We start from the raw sequence: 15,117 nt of genomic DNA, 5'->3' as shown, positions 1-15,117 counted from the left end.
TTATCAGCTATGGAATAGCAAAACGGTCTGCTAAGCTGACCGTTTTACAACCCGTAAAGATAATCGTCATCTTCCATGGCTTCGACTTCACCGAGAAGGTAGCCGTTACCGACTTGGGAGAAGAAGTCGTGGTTGGAAGTTCCTGTTGAAATACCATTCATAACAATTGGATTGACATCAGAAGCTGAATCTGGAAAGAGTGGGTCTTGGCCTAGGTTCATAAGTGCTTTATTGGCATTGTAGCGCAAGAAAGTCTTAACTTCTTCTGCCCAGCCTAAACTTTCGTAAAGGGAGTCTGTGTAGCCCTCTTCGTTCTCATAGAGCTGGTAGAGCAAGTCGTACATCCATTCGCGTAAGTTTTCTTGGTCACTTTCAGGAAGTTCATTATAAGCTAATTGGAACTTGTAGCCAATGTAGGTTCCGTGAACGGATTCGTCGCGAATGATTAGCTTGATGATTTCGGCAACGTTGGCTAGCTTGTTATTCCCCAGATAGTACAGCGGGGTGAAAAAACCAGAGTAGAAGAGGAAAGTTTCTAAGAACACACTGGCAATCTTTTTTTCCAAGGCGGTGCCGTTGAGGTAGATATCATTGATGATTTCAGCTTTTCGTTGCAGGTATTCGTTGTTATTAGTCCATTCGAAAATCTCATCAATCTCAGACTTGGTATTGAGGGTTGAAAAGATAGAGGAGTAGGATTTGGCATGGACAGATTCCATGAACTGGATATTATTGAGGACAGCCTCTTCATGAGGTGTACGGACATCCTGACGAATTGCTTCGACACCTGTTTCAGATTGCATGGTGTCAAGCAGAGTCAGGCCACCAAAGACTTTACCAACGAGGTCTTTTTCCTCTTCTGACAGGCTACGCCAGTCATCCAAGTCGTTTGAAAGAGGGATACGTGTATCTAGCCAGAATTGCTCGGTCAGTTTCTCCCAAGTAGATTTATCAATCGCGTCTTCAATCGCGTTCCAGTTAATGGCTTTGTAGTAAGTGGTCATAAGTTCTCCAATTTTGACATTGTTTATCACAACGCAGTATGTTATCATTATATCATAAATGCGGTGAGGTCCTGAATGTGTTTGATTTTCTAATGGAAATTGTAGCTGTTATTTTTGTAGCAAGCATTGACAACTATATGGAAAGCAAGAAGGAAAGACGGCTGGGAAAAGTTTCTCAGGGCGTTCTTTTTCTTATATGGGTGTTAGCAACAGCTTGCTTAGTGATATTTTCTGCTACACTTGTTCAAGTGACCATGGCAGAGCTTTCTTTGAGAAAGCAGCTGCTCTTGGGTTTGATTAGTTTGTGTTTCTCAGGGCTAACAGCTTTTATGCTTCATAGGTTATGGCGCTATGGCCGCTTACTTTACCAACATTATAGAATAAATAGAGGTTAGGCGTGTGTGCTGACCTCTATTTATTTTTGTAACTATAGTAAGCTTTTGAATTGAGCACAGTTCCTTTAACACCCCCGCACAGTAGGGGTCTAAAAGTTGATTTATCAACGTATTAGAGCCCAATCAGCAGTGGTTCATTGGCGCTAAAGCGCCTAATGACCTGTGCAGGGGTAAGACTAAGTTGGCATGGCCAACAAGTCTTACTCCCAACCACTGCGCTGAGATGTTGACGCAAACGATGAGAGATGAGATGGGACTTGAGTCCAGCCTCGTTATGTCGTGACTTGCTTTAGCAACCATGACATTTAGCGTCTTAAATCACACAGCTTTCACATTGGTTTGCCCCAACTTCGTCACCGTCATCTGTGAAGGTACGGACGTAGTAGATGGACTTGATGCCTTTGTTAAAGGCGTAGTTACGCAGGATAGAGAGATCACGCGTGGTTTGCTTGCGTTCTTTTTTCCATTCGTAGATGCCTTCTGGAATATCGCTACGGATAAAGAGGGTTAGGGACAAACCTTGATCCACATGCTCGGTGGCAGCCGCATAGACATCGATAACCTTGCGCATGTCCATATCGTAAGCGGAAGTGTAATAAGGGATGGTCTCTGTTGAAAGACCAGCTGCTGGATAGTAAATCTTACCAATTTTCTTTTCTTGGCGCTCTTCGATACGTTGCGTAATCGGGTGGATTGAGGCTGACACATCATTGATATAGCTGATAGAGCCGTTCGGTGCGACTGCAAGGCGGTTTTGGTGGTAGAGACCGTCTGCCATGACCTTAACTTTGAGAGCTTCCCAGTCTTTTGCAGACGGGATAAAAATCCCCTTGAAGAGTTCTTTAATCTTGTCAGACTTTGGTACATAGTGACCACTGGTGTATTTGTCAAAGTAGCTACCATTCGCATAATCAGAATTTTCAAAGTTATGGAAGGTCACACCGCGCTCACGGGCAATGTTATTTGACTCAACCAAGGTCCAATAATTCATCAGCATGAAGTAGATATGGGTGAATTCGATAGACTCAGGACTACCGTATTCCATCAGGTTTTGAGCTAGGTAAGAGTGGAGTCCCATGGCACCGAGGCCGATAGTATGAGCTAATTCATTACCGTGGTTGACAGTTGGAACAGCATGGATATGTGAGGAGTCCGTGACAAAGGTCAATGCCCGTGTCATTGTGCGAATGGACAAACCAAAGTCTGGAGAAGTCATCATGTTAACCACATTGGTAGAGCCAAGATTACAGGAGATATCTGTTCCCATCTTGACAAATTCTTGCTTGTCGTTGATGACAGATGGCTCTTGAACCTGAAGGATTTCCGAGCAGAGGTTGGACATGGTAATCATCCCCTCGATCGGGTTAGAGTTGTTAGCTGTATCAATGTTGATGACGTAGGGGTAGCCAGACTCTTGCTGTAATTTCGAGATTTCAGTTTCCAAGTCACGAGCACGAATCTTGGTTTTACGGATTCGTGGGTTGGCTACGAGCTCATCATATTTTTCAGTGATGTTGATGTAGTTGAACGGAACACCGTACTCAAGTTCTACCGAGTAAGGGCTAAAGAGGTACATGTCCTCATTTTTACGGGCTAATTCGTAGAATTTATCTGGAATGGTCACACCGAGAGATAGCGTCTTGACACGAACCTTTTCGTCAGCATTTTCTTTTTTAGTAGACAAGAAAGCGATAATATCTGGGTGGAAGACATTGAGGTAGACGACACCAGCCCCTTGGCGTTGCCCTAGTTGATTAGAGTAAGAGAAGCTGTCTTCAAAGAGTTTCATAACAGGCACAACACCAGATGCAGCCCCTTCATAGCCTTTGATTGGAGCGCCAGCTTCGCGCAGGTTATTGAGGGAGATCCCTACACCGCCACCAATACGGGACAGTTGCAGAGCTGAGTTGATCGAACGACCAATAGAGTTCATGTCATCTGTGACCTGAATGAGGAAGCACGACACCAACTCACCACGACGGGCACGGCCTGCATTGAGGAAAGACGGTGTTGCTGGCTGATAGCGTTGGTGAACCATTTCATTAGCTAAGTTAGTTGCAAGTTCCTCATTACCGTTAGCGAAATAAAGCGCGTTGAACATGACACGATCTTCTAAGGATTCCAAATAGTAGCGGCCATCATTGGTTTTTAAAGCGTATTGATTGTAGAACTTATAAGCCGCCATAAACGATTTAAATTTGAAATTTTGAGCCTTGATAAAGTCCGCCAACTCTGCTAAGAATTCCGGTCGGTAAAGCTCAATAAACGCTTTTTCCAGATAATTTTCAGAGACGAGATAGTTGATTTTATCATTGATTGAGGCAAATACTTTCGTATTTGGAATGACATTTTCACGAAAGAAGGCATCTAGGGCTTCCTTATCCTTGTGAAGGGGAATTTGACCATTAACTGGTCGGTTGATTTCATTATTGAGACGAAAATACGAAACATCTCCAAGGTCTTTAAGACTCATAATTTTCCTTTTTCTAATGTAGTGATAAACAAAATTAAAAAACGATTAGGCAAGTGCCTTTAATTTGGCTGGTTGAAAGCCGGCCCAAATGTCGGTCGGTGTTTGGATAACTGGGGCAGCAGAAAAACCTAAATCTTTAACCTGTTGGATGTATTCAGGTTGTTCATCAAGGTTAATTTCAGTGAATTCAACACCTAATTTAGTCAGTTCTTTTTTGGTCATGTTGCATTGCATACAATTATTTTTAGAATAGACTGTTACCATAGAGGGGACTCCTTTTTAATTCAAATGATTCTCATTCAGTATATCAGATTTGGGAAGAATGTCAAGACAAAAACACCAGATGTTGTGCTTCGTTTTTTAAAACTTCACAATATCTGGTGTTTTTCTGATAGTTCTTAGAAAGCCTGTTAAATCAAGCCTTTGGAAGCTTTTGGATATATTTTTCTGGTGAGTGAGGGGTTAAATCGTAGCTAGGATCCTGACCTAAAATATGCTGAGCCATCTGCCAGGCGATATAAGGGCCATTAGTTAATCCTGAAGAGCCTAATCCTGAGGCAACCCAAAGCTTATCATTTCCAGAAACAGTGCCGTAAAACGGTGCATAGTCTGATGTGTAGGCGCGTGTCCCTACACGAATCTTGCTGATAGCTTCATTGACCAACTCAGGGATAAAAGTAGCAGCTTTTTCTTTAAGCCCGTTGATGATATCCTTATCAACGCTAATATCGTAGCCCATATCGTTTTCGTGACTAGCACCGATAACCATGCGTCCATTTTCAAAAGGCAACAAGTCAATCTCACCCGGTGGCATGCAAACAGGCCAATCATCTGTTTGTAAATTGGTTTCAAACTCTATTAGCTGGCCTTTTTGTGGACGAACATCGACGTCGTAACCGAGAGGCGAGAGAAGCTGTGGTAACCAAGCTCCGACCGCGAGGATGAGGTGATCGGCCACGAGCTCTTCGTCTTGAAAGAGAACTGTTTTTTCATCAACAAGGCTGGCTGAACCTTGTAAGTAGGTGCCACCATTTTTGACAAAGAGATTGCGTAAGTCATCTACTAGCTGAGTACCATTGAGCCTGCCACCACCTGTCGCAAAGACAGCTCCGTATTCGCTAGTAAATGGTGGAATGACCTGAGCAACCTCCTCAGGTGTGTGAATCGTCACTTCACCAATCCTAGGGCAGTCTACACGACGTTCATCTGCAAGCTGGACAGCATGTCTTAGGTGTTCTTCTTTTTTCTTAAAGACAAATGTTCCAGTTTGCTTGTAGGGCAAGTGCTCCAGACCGTCTTTGCGCAGATCCTCCATAAAAGTTTCGTAGAAAGCTGCCCCTTGGCTGGTCAGGCGGTACCAGTCTTTGTTGCGCTTGAGAGTAAACCAAGGGCAGATGATACCAGCAGCTGCCCGAGTCGCCTGACCTGTCCCATCGTCAATCAAGGTCACACGATGGTCAGGTGATTTTGAGAGATAGTAGGCAGCCGTTGAGCCAACGATACCGCCTCCGATGATAATGATGTGTTTCTTTTCCATAGGTGCATTATAGCACGATTTAAGAAGTTTTTCGAGAGAAAATCGGTTATTTCATTAAGAACTTGTAGGTCTGTGGAGAAACAAGGTAATATAGTGTCGGATTTTTAGAAATAATGAAGATTGAAAAGGATGATGACACTACTTTCTGTGGTATAAAGTAATGGAAAAGCTCTTAGAAGACGGTTTCTATAAGTATAACTCTGCACAGGAAATGATGAGAAGATTTCGCCATGTGTTTTCGTGTTTAGAATCGTTTCAATTTGAATTCACCCTCCTAATATGATATAATGTGGTTAGTTTATTGCTTTTAAGTGGTATGAAGAAATGCAGTTGAACAGCTGAAAGATCTTTATGCAACAAATAAGATAGAAATGCGAGGTTGGTTTGCTTAGAGCTAAATTTAAAGAAGTTTTTGTATCGGTAGTGCCCATATGTGTGATAGTAGGTATTTTGAATGTCACTTTGACACCTATGCCTGGTCCGATGATGTGGCGATTTATGATTGGCGCTGTTTTAGTCATCTTAGGGTTGACAGCTTTTCTGATTGGTGTAGATATTGGAATTACACCACTAGGAGGGTATACGGGTACGACCTTAGCGAAATCAAACAAGCTTTGGTTGGTTATTGTAGCAGGGATAGTGCTAGGTTTTTTCACCTCAATTGCTGAGCCTGGTCTCATGGTTTTAGCAAATCAAGTGAACGATGTGACGAGCGGAAGTATACCAGCCTTGTCACTGTTACTCTTGGTTGCCATCGGTCTTGCCTTGATGCTGGCCCTTGGTTTTATAAGGATATTTTTCAATATCCCTCTTTATAAGCTGTTATTGGTTCTTTATGGGATAATTGGGCTATTGTCTTTGGGAACTTCAAAAGAATTTTTAGCCATTGCTTTTGACGCCTCCGGCTCAACGACAGGAATCTTAGCAGTTCCCTTTATCTTGGCTTTATCTGTGGGGATTTCCAAGATGAAAAAAGATAGTAAGGCGTCTGAGAAAGATAGTTTCGGATTAGTGGCTATCGCTTCAACGGGGGCGATTATCGCGGTTCTCCTTTTGAGCTTTTTGAGCAAAACACAGACTTTCCACGCAGAATTGGAAACAGGAAACTTAGATAGCAATGCTATAGTATCCTCTTTTACTGGGCTAGCTTCTAATTATGCTAAAGAAACCTTAATTGTGATTTTACCGCTTCTAGGACTTTTGCTGGTCTTGCAAAAGCTCAGCCTTCACTTAGGAAAGCGTGAGTTACGCCGTCTTCTAACAGGATTTGGTTTTGCTTATGTTGGCCTCTTTCTTTTTATGGTCGGTGTTAATGGCGGTTTTATGGATGTTGGAACCTATATCGGTCAAGCCTTAGTGTCGCTGGAGAATAAGCTTTCGATTGTGGTGATTGGCTTTGTATTTGGTGTCGTGACTATTCTGGCTGAGCCTGCTGTGTATGTCCTAACCCATCAGATTGAGCAAGTTACCAGTGGTTATGTCAAGCGTCGAGCCGTCTTAATGTCACTTGCTTTAGGTGTTGGGACAGCTGTCGCTTTATCTGTCATTCGTATTTTAGTTCCGAGTATTCAGCTTTGGCATTATCTCTTGCCAGGTTATCTGCTTTCATTAGGGCTCATGTTTATCACGCCAAAGCTTTTTGTGGGGATAGCCTTTGATGCTGGGGGAGTTGCGACTGGTCCTATGACCGCGACCTTTATCATGGCCTTTATTCAGGGAGCTGCTCATATTTTTGAAGGAGCTGATCTGCTGGTTGATGGCTTTGGTATGATTGCCATGGTTGCCATGACGCCGATTATTACTTTGCAAATATTAGGCTTTATTTATCAATTAAAATCAAACCATAAGAAGGGAGAGACGAGGTCTTGAATACAATCGAAGAAATACCATCGCTAGAATTGCTCTATGTGATTGTGAATTATGGTCAGGGCAGCCGTATTTTAGAATTAGCTAAAAAAATAGGTTTTCGAGGAGGAACAGTCCTTCCTGCTTTAGGAACGGTTAAACACCCCTTTCTCAATTTTTTGTCACTATATGATGTCGAAAAAGAAGTGGTTCTCATGGCCAGTCAACATGAGAAGACACAGGAATTGATGACACATCTGGACTCTAAGATTCATTTTGAAAAGCCCCACCACGGGCTCATGTTCACCATTCCAATTTGCCAAATTATTGGTTCGAGAACTTATCAATCAACCTATACTGAAAAAACAAGAGGAGAAGAGGGAATGTACCATCTGATTACAACTGTTGTGGAGCGCGGCAATGCCGAGGACGTGATTGAAGCTGCAGAGGCTGCTGGATCTCAGGGTGGCACCATTATTAATGGCCGTGGGTCAGGGATTAACGAGACGACAAGGCTCTTTAATATGGATATCGAACCTGAAAAAGAGGTCGTTTGGATTATCGCTCCTAAGGATGATTCTGATCGGATTGTTCAATCGATTCGAACGCATTTGGCCATTGATGAACCTGGTCGAGGCATTATTTTCATTCAAACGATTGGGCAAATTTACGGTCTTCACAAGGGCTTGAAATAAGGTTGCTAGAAGTATTTGGAATTTCAGTTGTTTTTCTGAAAATATCAAATTGAACTTATCATGGGTCTGTACTTTTCCACGATTTATGGTACAATGAAAGAGTGAGGAGTGAGATTGTATGGTAAAAAGAGATTTGGTCAAATCAATTATTCTGGTAATGGTTTTTGTTGTGGCTTTGATTGGTTTGCGTTTGTACGTATTTGAGCCCTACACTGTGACTGAGCAAGATGCGAACAATGTGGTTCGTCAAGGCGAAATGGTCGTTGCTTTTAAGACCGTCAAGGCTGATTATAGCGATCTGGTGCTTTACAAGGTGGGCGGTAAAAAGTATATCGGGCGTATTATTGCTAAGTCTGGTGACTCAGTGACTTTCATGGATGATGTCCTTTATTTAAACAACAAGGTTCAGGAAGAACCCTATATTGAAAGTTTAAAAGCAACTTATCACAAACAGTTTGTTAATGGGGCTTATTTTACCAATGATTTTAGTATCGAAACACTCACGCAAACAGTTGACGGGACCATACCTAAGCGCCAGTATCTGATACTGAATGATGATCGAACAAATAGTGCTGATAGCCGTCAGCACGGCCTCATTAACCAATCAGACCTTATCGGAGTTATCTCCTTTAGACTAACCCCGCTATCTGAATTTGGTTTTGTAGATAGTGTTTAAAAACAATAAAACTGCACGAAGTCAATGTTGAGGAAACGTTGATTTCGTGCAGTTTTTAATTGTTTAATGAAGAGCTGTGAACGTTAACTTAACTAAGAGTTCAGCTGGTAGGGGAAATTTTTTAATCTGTTTTCATGAGAATGACGAGAGAAAGTCCTGCTACATGGACTGTTTTTGGCGATTTTTCCAGAGGTTTTTCAAGGCTAATCTGTCCATTCTTTAAGTAAAGATCATATCCTTTGGGAACATCAAAACTGGCATCACTCGTGCCGAAGTTAAAGATAATCATCAGATCATCGTTAGAATTATTTAGACTGTACTTCAGGAGAGTGTCAGATAGCCAGTAAAACTCTAAGCTAGTTTTTATTTCATCATCTGTCTCTAAGCTTAAGATGGGATGAGCTTTACGAAAGGCAATCAGGTCACTGATAAACTGGACATGCTTCTTGTGAGCAATGGTTCTCGACCAATCCAGCCGATTAATGTGATCTGGTTGATTGTATGTGTTATCGATCCCTTTTTTTGTCCGAAAGGCTTCTTGGCCAGAATGAAGAAAGGCAACGCCTTGTGAGAGTAGGATAATTTGCTGAGCAAAGCTAGCGCGATGCTGTTTTTCATCATCAGAAAGACTCGGGTTATTAATGGTCAGATAATCCAAGAAAGTCGCATTGTCATGACATTCGACATAATTTAGCGATTGGCTAGTTCGATAGTAACGGCCGGGTGACTCAACCATCCCGCTACTTCCAGTGATGATTTCTTCAATAACTTGGGATTTGTGATTGGTTTGGAGCGTTTCTGGATGACAGAGAAGCTCTTTAATCTCCTCGCGGAAGCGATCATTGAAAAATCCAATACCAGACATTTGATAGCTGTTAAATTGGTGAGCCAAATGCGCGGCATCTAATCCTGTCATCATCTGCCACCCCTCACCGTAAAGATAAATATTTGGATATTTATCACGCGCAGCTTTTTCGATAGCGAGCATGGTTTTTGTATCCAAAATTCCCATCAGGTCAAAGCGGAAGCCGTCCATATGGTAGTATTTCATCCACATTAAAATGGAGTCTATGATGAATTTTTGCACCATTCGCCGCTCTGTTGCCATGTCATTTCCACAGCCAGTACCATTATAACGATGATTATTGATGTCAAAGCGAGAGCAATATCCTGGGACAATTTTCTCAAGAACAAATTTGTCAACATCATAAACATGGTTGTAGACAACGTCCATAATGACACCGATGTTTTGATGGTGGTAGGCAGCGATCGCTTCTTGGAGTTCGATAATGCGTGCATAAGGATCGTTAGGATCAGTAGCAAAGCTGCCTTCTGGAACGTTGTAGAGCATTGGGTCATATCCCCAGTTGTAAACAAGATCAATGTTGTGTTCATCCACACTGCCAAAATCATAGACAGGCATGAGTTGGATATGTGAAACACCCAGATTTTTAACATAGTTAAGTCCAAATTGATGGCCATCTTGCTCGGGAGATTCTGTCAAGCCTAGGTAACGTTTGGACTGTTTGAAGCCATATTTTTCTTGGGCCGAAAAATCTCGAACACTCATCTCATAGATAATGGCCTGGTTGATTGGGATAGGATTTCGATAGGACGTCGCGCTCTGGATTTTTTCAAGGTTGATAATGTAGCTGTGTCCGCTATTAGCTTGAGCTGATAAGGCGTAGGGGTCTTGAGCCTCCTGCCACTTGCCATTGATCAAATGAAGGTAGTAGTAGGGTTGTCCATCAAAATCACCTGAGATACTAGCGGACCAGACGCCTTTTTGCTGACGCTTCATGGGATAAGGTTGTTGGTTAATGACAACAAAAACTTTTTCAGAAATAGGCGCCCACAATTTGAAGCTCGTTTTATCAGGAGAATAGGTTGAACCGAGATCATTACCATCATAATAAAAATAGTCATCAAATTCATTCGTCCGAACAATAGCTCCCCACTGAACCTGACTCACATTACGATCCATGTCATAGATCATATATTGCTCATCATAATCAAGCGGTTGCACCGTCTGTAGTTGATAAACATGCTTGTCACCATCACGATAATAATCGATGACAGGTAGTGGTAGTCCTTCTGAGCTTAGGTCGTTTTTTAGCGTTAAGGTAAAACTTAATTTAGGGTTGAAGAACCGGTCTTCTATCGTCACTCTAATGGTTTGTCTATCCTGTAATTCTGCGATGAAAAGTCGATAAGCCATAGTCTCTCCTTCATACTTATAAATACATCCATTATATTATATCGAAAAAAAAAGAATAGTCAAAGACTTGTATTTTAATCGCCTTTGGTGTATAATAGAATCAGCGCAACCGATTGCACTGATTGTCACAGAATCTGTTGTCAAAAAAAGAAGGGATGCACATTATTTTATGAATAAACGATACAGTGGCATCTTGATGCACATATCTTCTTTATCTAACCGTTTTGGAATTGGGAGTTTTGGTCAGTCGGCCTATGACTTTGTCGATTTTTTAGATAGAACAGAGCAGAAATACTGGCAAGTTCTACCTCTTGGGCCAATTAGCTATGGTGACTCCCCGTATCAATCTTTTTCTGCCTTTGCGGGAAACACCTATTTTATTGACCTAGAACGTCTCGTTTCCGAGGGCTTGCTATCTTGGGAAGATTTAGAAAATGTTGACTTTGGTGCTAATCCTGAGTATGTGGATTATGCTAGAATTTTTGAAGTGCGACGCCCTTTGATGGAGAAGGCTGTTTGGGCATTTCAAGAAAAGGGTAATCAGGAAGCTTACCAGCATTTTCTAGCTGAAAATATGGAGTGGATTTATGACTTCGCTGATTACATGGCCATCAAGGAACATTTTGAAAATCAGTCTTGGATTACTTGGCCTGATGAAAGCATTCGTCGTCGGGACTCTGAGCGTTTGACTTACTATCGAGAACTCTTGGCAGACAAAATTGCTTATCATAGGATTACACAATTTCTCTTTTTTCAGCAATGGCATGACTTGAAAGCCTATGCTAATAGCAAGGGAATTGAAATTATTGGAGACATGCCGATTTATGTGTCTGCTGACAGTAGTGACATGTGGACCGCTCCTCACTTCTTTAAAACTGATGAGGCTGGCCGTCCAACGGTGGTCGCAGGTTGTCCACCAGATGCTTTCTCTGAAACAGGACAACTCTGGGGAAACCCTATCTACAACTGGGATGCAATGGCTGCTGACGGTTACAGCTGGTGGGTTCGCCGCATGAGAGAGTCGCTTAAACTTTATGATATGATCCGTATTGATCATTTCCGCGGTTTTGAGGCCTATTGGGAAGTACCATCAGAAGATGACACGGCCCTCAACGGTCGTTGGGTCAAGGGACCTGATAAGGCGCTCTTTGCAGCCTTTCAGTCTGAATTAGGTGAGAATCTTCCGATTATTGCAGAGGATCTTGGCTTGATTACTGATGAGGTCATTGAACTTCGTGACAGCCTTAAGTTACCGGGTATGAAAGTTCTCCAGTTTGCTTATGATAGTCTCGGAGATAGCACTTATCTGCCTCATCGTTGTGACTATAATACCGTAACCTATACCGGAACGCATGATAACAACACGATTCGTGGCTGGTATGAGGATGACATCACTGAAGAGGTTCGTCATTTCTTTGACCAGTATAGTCATCGGTCACACGACGAGACAGCTAGTCAAGCCATGATTAGGCAAGCTTGGGCTTCTAACAGCCAATTAGCGATTACGTCTATGCAGGATTTACTGAATTTAGGCAGTGAATCTCGGATGAATATCCCCTCTACGCTAGGAACAAACTGGCAATGGCGCATGTCTTCTGCTATAATAGAAAAGATGGTTGAAAATAACTTGCACAACCTCACAAAGCTTTATAGCCGTCAGAAGACAACGCAGACAGCTTATCAAGAAAGTACATTTTAGGAGAGAAAAATGTTAAATTTGCAACAACTTGTTCAGGAAACCTATGCGAAACGCATTGAAGATTGTAATAATGAGGAGCTTTATTACGTCCTTCTTAGTTTGACGCAACGTGCTAGCGATGTTCTTGCGACAAACAATCAAAAGAAAAAAGTTTACTATATTTCAGCTGAGTTTTTGATCGGAAAACTTCTATCAAATAATCTCATTAACTTGGGGCTTTACGCTGAGGTCAAAGATCAGCTTGCAGAAGCCGGTAAAGATTTGCTTCAGATTGAAGAAGTGGAGATGGAACCCTCTCTCGGTAACGGTGGCTTAGGCCGTTTGGCAGCTTGTTTCCTTGATTCTATTGCTACCCTTGGTCTCAATGGTGACGGTGTTGGTCTCAACTACCATTTCGGACTTTTTCAACAGTTATTTGAGGACAACCAACAAAAGGCTGTTCCGAACCCTTGGATCACACCCGAATCTTGGTTGAAACCGTCGAAGATTTCTTATGAAGTGCCTTTTGCCAATTTCACCTTGACCTCAAAACTCTATGACATTGATGTTCCAGGTTATAAGACCGCTACTAAAAACCGCCTCCGTCTCTTTGACTTAGGTTCCGTTGATGACAACATCATTTATGATGGGATTGAGTTTGACAAGCCAGATATCTTCCGCAATTTGACCCTCTTCCTCTATCCAGATGATTCGACGCGTGAGGGAGAATTGCTTCGTATTTTCCAACAATACTTCATGGTGTCAAATGCTGCTCAGCTCTTGATTGATGAAGCTGTAGCGAAGGGTTCAAATTTGTATGACTTAGCAGACTATGCCGTTGTCCAAATCAACGATACCCATCCATCATTGGTAATTCCAGAATTGCTTCGTCTTTTGACAGAGCGTGGCATTGACTTTGACAAGGCTGTTGAGATCGTCTCTAGCATGACGGCCTATACTAACCATACCATCTTAGCAGAAGCTTTGGAAAAGTGGCCGCTTGACTTCTTAAATGAAGTTGTACCACACCTGGTGCCGATTATTGAGGAATTGGATCGCCGTGTCAAAGAGACGTATCATAATGATTCGGTCAACATTATCGATGAGCAGGGTCGTGTTCACATGGCGCACATGGATATGCACTATGGTTTTTCTGTTAATGGGGTTGCTGCCCTTCACACCGATATCCTGAAATCGTCTGAGTTGAAGCCATTCTATGACATCTACCCAGAGAAATTTAACAATAAAACTAATGGAATCACCTTCCGTCGTTGGCTCATGCATGCTAATCCACGTTTGGCGAAATACTTGGATGAATTGCTCGGTCATGGGTATCACCATGATGCGACTGAGCTGGAGAAATTCTTAGAATTTAAGGGCAATGCTGATGTCAAGGCTAAGTTAGAAAGTATCAAAAAGCATAACAAACGCAAACTCCAAGCGCATCTTGAAGCGACGCAAGGTGTTACGATTAATCCAAATGCAATCTTTGATATTCAAATCAAGCGTATGCACGAGTACAAGCGTCAGCAGATGAATGTTCTCTATGTGATTAACAAATACTTGGACATCAAGGCCGGTAATGTGCCATCAACACCGATTACAGTCTTCTTTGGTGGTAAGGCTGCCCCTGCCTACACGATCGCCCAAGACATCATTCACTTAATTTTAGCCTTGTCGCAAGTGATCGCTAATGACCCAGAAGTGTCACCGCACTTGCAATTGGTCATGGTTGAAAACTACAATGTCACTGCAGCCAGTTTCTTGATTCCTGCTGCGGACATCTCTGAGCAGATTTCCCTTGCTTCTAAAGAAGCTTCCGGTACAGGGAATATGAAATTTATGCTGAACGGAGCTTTGACCCTTGGTACAGAAGATGGTGCTAATGTGGAGATTCATGAATTGGTAGGCAGTGAGAACATCTATATCTTTGGCGAGGATAGTCAAACTGTTATTGATACTTATGCAAACGAATCTTATGTAGCTCGTGATTTCTATGAACGTCCAAATATCAAGCCTTTGATTGACTTTATCGTGAGCGATGAAGTTCGCCAGTATGGTAATGACGAACGTCTTTTCCGCCTCCATAACGAATTAATCAACAAGGACTGGTTCATGACTTTGCTAGACTTAGAAAGCTACATCGCCATGAAAGAGCAGGTGCTCAAGGATTATGAAGATCGTGACGCTTGGTTGGACAAGGTTATTGTCAACATTGCTAAAGCAGGCTTCTTCTCCTCAGACCGTACGATTGCAGAATACAATCGCGATATCTGGAAATTGGAAGCAGCTAAGTAAGTTTATATAAACAATACGAGGGTTAAGCTTCGTGCTTAGCCTTTTTGGGTTTTGTACACTTTGTTTTAGAAAGAGACCTAGAGGGATGCTTGCTTTTGGTGAAATACCGCTCTAATCGTTCTTCATCGCCGTTGTTGTGCAGACCAGAAAGAGATCACTAAAAACTTTAAAGATAGTAAAACCGCATGAAACCTGCGTTAAGTAAACATTGATTTCATGCGATTTTTAATCATTTAACCCTAAACCTGTATTTACAAGTGAGCTATTTTCATTCTAGAGGCTTGTTTTTTGGCAATTG

General features: G+C 42.2%; 11 protein-coding genes. 6 read left to right on the top strand and 5 right to left on the bottom strand.

Translation table 11 applies throughout. The features are described 5' to 3' along the window. Positions 1–44: 44 nt before the first annotated feature. Positions 45–1,004, bottom strand: coding sequence for a class 1b ribonucleoside-diphosphate reductase subunit beta (gene nrdF / locus A3I5_RS0100270; protein WP_018372605.1), 960 nt, complete (start codon positions 1,002–1,004; stop codon positions 45–47). Positions 1,005–1,096: 92 nt separating this feature from the next. On the opposite strand from nrdF, the gene A3I5_RS0100265 reads away from it, so the two are divergent. After that, positions 1,097–1,399, top strand: coding sequence for a hypothetical protein (locus A3I5_RS0100265; protein ID WP_018372604.1), 303 nt, complete (start codon positions 1,097–1,099; stop codon positions 1,397–1,399). A 313-nt stretch (positions 1,400–1,712) separates the two neighbouring features. Here the strand turns inward: A3I5_RS0100265 and nrdE are convergent, their stop codons facing one another. From nrdE to A3I5_RS0100245, 3 genes are all read right to left on the bottom strand, one after another. Continuing rightward, the gene (gene nrdE, locus A3I5_RS11380) at positions 1,713–3,872 is read right to left on the bottom strand and encodes a class 1b ribonucleoside-diphosphate reductase subunit alpha (RefSeq protein WP_018372603.1); all 2,160 of its coding nucleotides are present in this window, start codon (positions 3,870–3,872) and stop codon (positions 1,713–1,715) included. A 45-nt stretch (positions 3,873–3,917) separates the two neighbouring features. Further along, positions 3,918–4,136, bottom strand: a complete 219-nt coding sequence (gene nrdH, locus A3I5_RS0100250; RefSeq protein WP_018372602.1) for a glutaredoxin-like protein NrdH — start codon at positions 4,134–4,136, stop codon at positions 3,918–3,920. Positions 4,137–4,287: 151 nt separating this feature from the next. After that, positions 4,288–5,409 (bottom strand): NAD(P)/FAD-dependent oxidoreductase, encoded by a 1,122-nt coding sequence (locus tag A3I5_RS0100245; protein WP_018372601.1) that lies wholly within the window; start codon positions 5,407–5,409, stop codon positions 4,288–4,290. Between the two features lie 435 nt (positions 5,410–5,844). On the opposite strand from A3I5_RS0100245, the gene A3I5_RS0100240 reads away from it, so the two are divergent. From A3I5_RS0100240 to lepB, 3 genes are all read left to right on the top strand, one after another. Further along, complete coding sequence (locus A3I5_RS0100240; RefSeq protein WP_018372600.1) at positions 5,845–7,278, top strand: DUF1538 domain-containing protein; 1,434 nt, start codon at positions 5,845–5,847, stop codon at positions 7,276–7,278. Beyond that, the gene (locus A3I5_RS0100235) at positions 7,275–7,949 is read left to right on the top strand and encodes a P-II family nitrogen regulator (RefSeq protein WP_018372599.1); all 675 of its coding nucleotides are present in this window, start codon (positions 7,275–7,277) and stop codon (positions 7,947–7,949) included. The genes A3I5_RS0100240 and A3I5_RS0100235 overlap by 4 nt, the downstream gene beginning before the upstream one ends. 118 nt (positions 7,950–8,067) lie before the next feature. After that, the gene (lepB, locus tag A3I5_RS0100230) at positions 8,068–8,625 is read left to right on the top strand and encodes a signal peptidase I (RefSeq protein ID WP_018372598.1); all 558 of its coding nucleotides are present in this window, start codon (positions 8,068–8,070) and stop codon (positions 8,623–8,625) included. Positions 8,626–8,746: 121 nt separating this feature from the next. On the opposite strand, the gene pulA is transcribed toward lepB, so the two are convergent. Continuing rightward, the gene (gene pulA, locus A3I5_RS0100225; protein ID WP_018372597.1) at positions 8,747–10,843 is read right to left on the bottom strand and encodes a type I pullulanase; all 2,097 of its coding nucleotides are present in this window, start codon (positions 10,841–10,843) and stop codon (positions 8,747–8,749) included. Positions 10,844–10,964: 121 nt separating this feature from the next. Between pulA and malQ the strand changes: the two genes are divergently transcribed. Both malQ and A3I5_RS0100215 read left to right on the top strand, forming a co-directional pair. Next, positions 10,965–12,542 carry a 4-alpha-glucanotransferase gene (gene malQ / locus A3I5_RS0100220; RefSeq protein WP_282705043.1) on the top strand — a complete coding sequence of 526 codons (1,578 nt, stop codon included), beginning with the start codon at positions 10,965–10,967 and terminating at the stop codon, positions 12,540–12,542. Between the two features lie 9 nt (positions 12,543–12,551). Further along, on the top strand, positions 12,552–14,819 hold the full coding sequence (locus A3I5_RS0100215; RefSeq protein WP_018372595.1) for a glycogen/starch/alpha-glucan phosphorylase: 2,268 nt from the start codon (positions 12,552–12,554) through the stop codon (positions 14,817–14,819). Positions 14,820–15,117: the final 298 nt, after the last annotated feature.

It is taken from the genome of Streptococcus merionis DSM 19192, assembly GCF_000380085.1.
Classification (GTDB): domain Bacteria; phylum Bacillota; class Bacilli; order Lactobacillales; family Streptococcaceae; genus Streptococcus; species Streptococcus merionis.
The sequence above is the reverse complement of the archived record's forward strand: the minus strand, read 5'-3'. Positions and strand labels throughout refer to the sequence as shown.

Coding starts and splice junctions, on each gene's coding strand:
- nrdF (WP_018372605.1), bottom strand. CDS start 1,004: ATGACCACTTACTACAAAGCCATTAACTGGAACGCGATTGAAGACGCG.
- A3I5_RS0100265 (WP_018372604.1), top strand. CDS start 1,097: ATGGAAATTGTAGCTGTTATTTTTGTAGCAAGCATTGACAACTATATG.
- nrdE (WP_018372603.1), bottom strand. CDS start 3,872: ATGAGTCTTAAAGACCTTGGAGATGTTTCGTATTTTCGTCTCAATAAT.
- nrdH (WP_018372602.1), bottom strand. CDS start 4,136: ATGGTAACAGTCTATTCTAAAAATAATTGTATGCAATGCAACATGACC.
- A3I5_RS0100245 (WP_018372601.1), bottom strand. CDS start 5,409: ATGGAAAAGAAACACATCATTATCATCGGAGGCGGTATCGTTGGCTCA.
- lepB (WP_018372598.1), top strand. CDS start 8,068: ATGGTAAAAAGAGATTTGGTCAAATCAATTATTCTGGTAATGGTTTTT.
- pulA (WP_018372597.1), bottom strand. CDS start 10,843: ATGGCTTATCGACTTTTCATCGCAGAATTACAGGATAGACAAACCATT.
- A3I5_RS0100215 (WP_018372595.1), top strand. CDS start 12,552: ATGTTAAATTTGCAACAACTTGTTCAGGAAACCTATGCGAAACGCATT.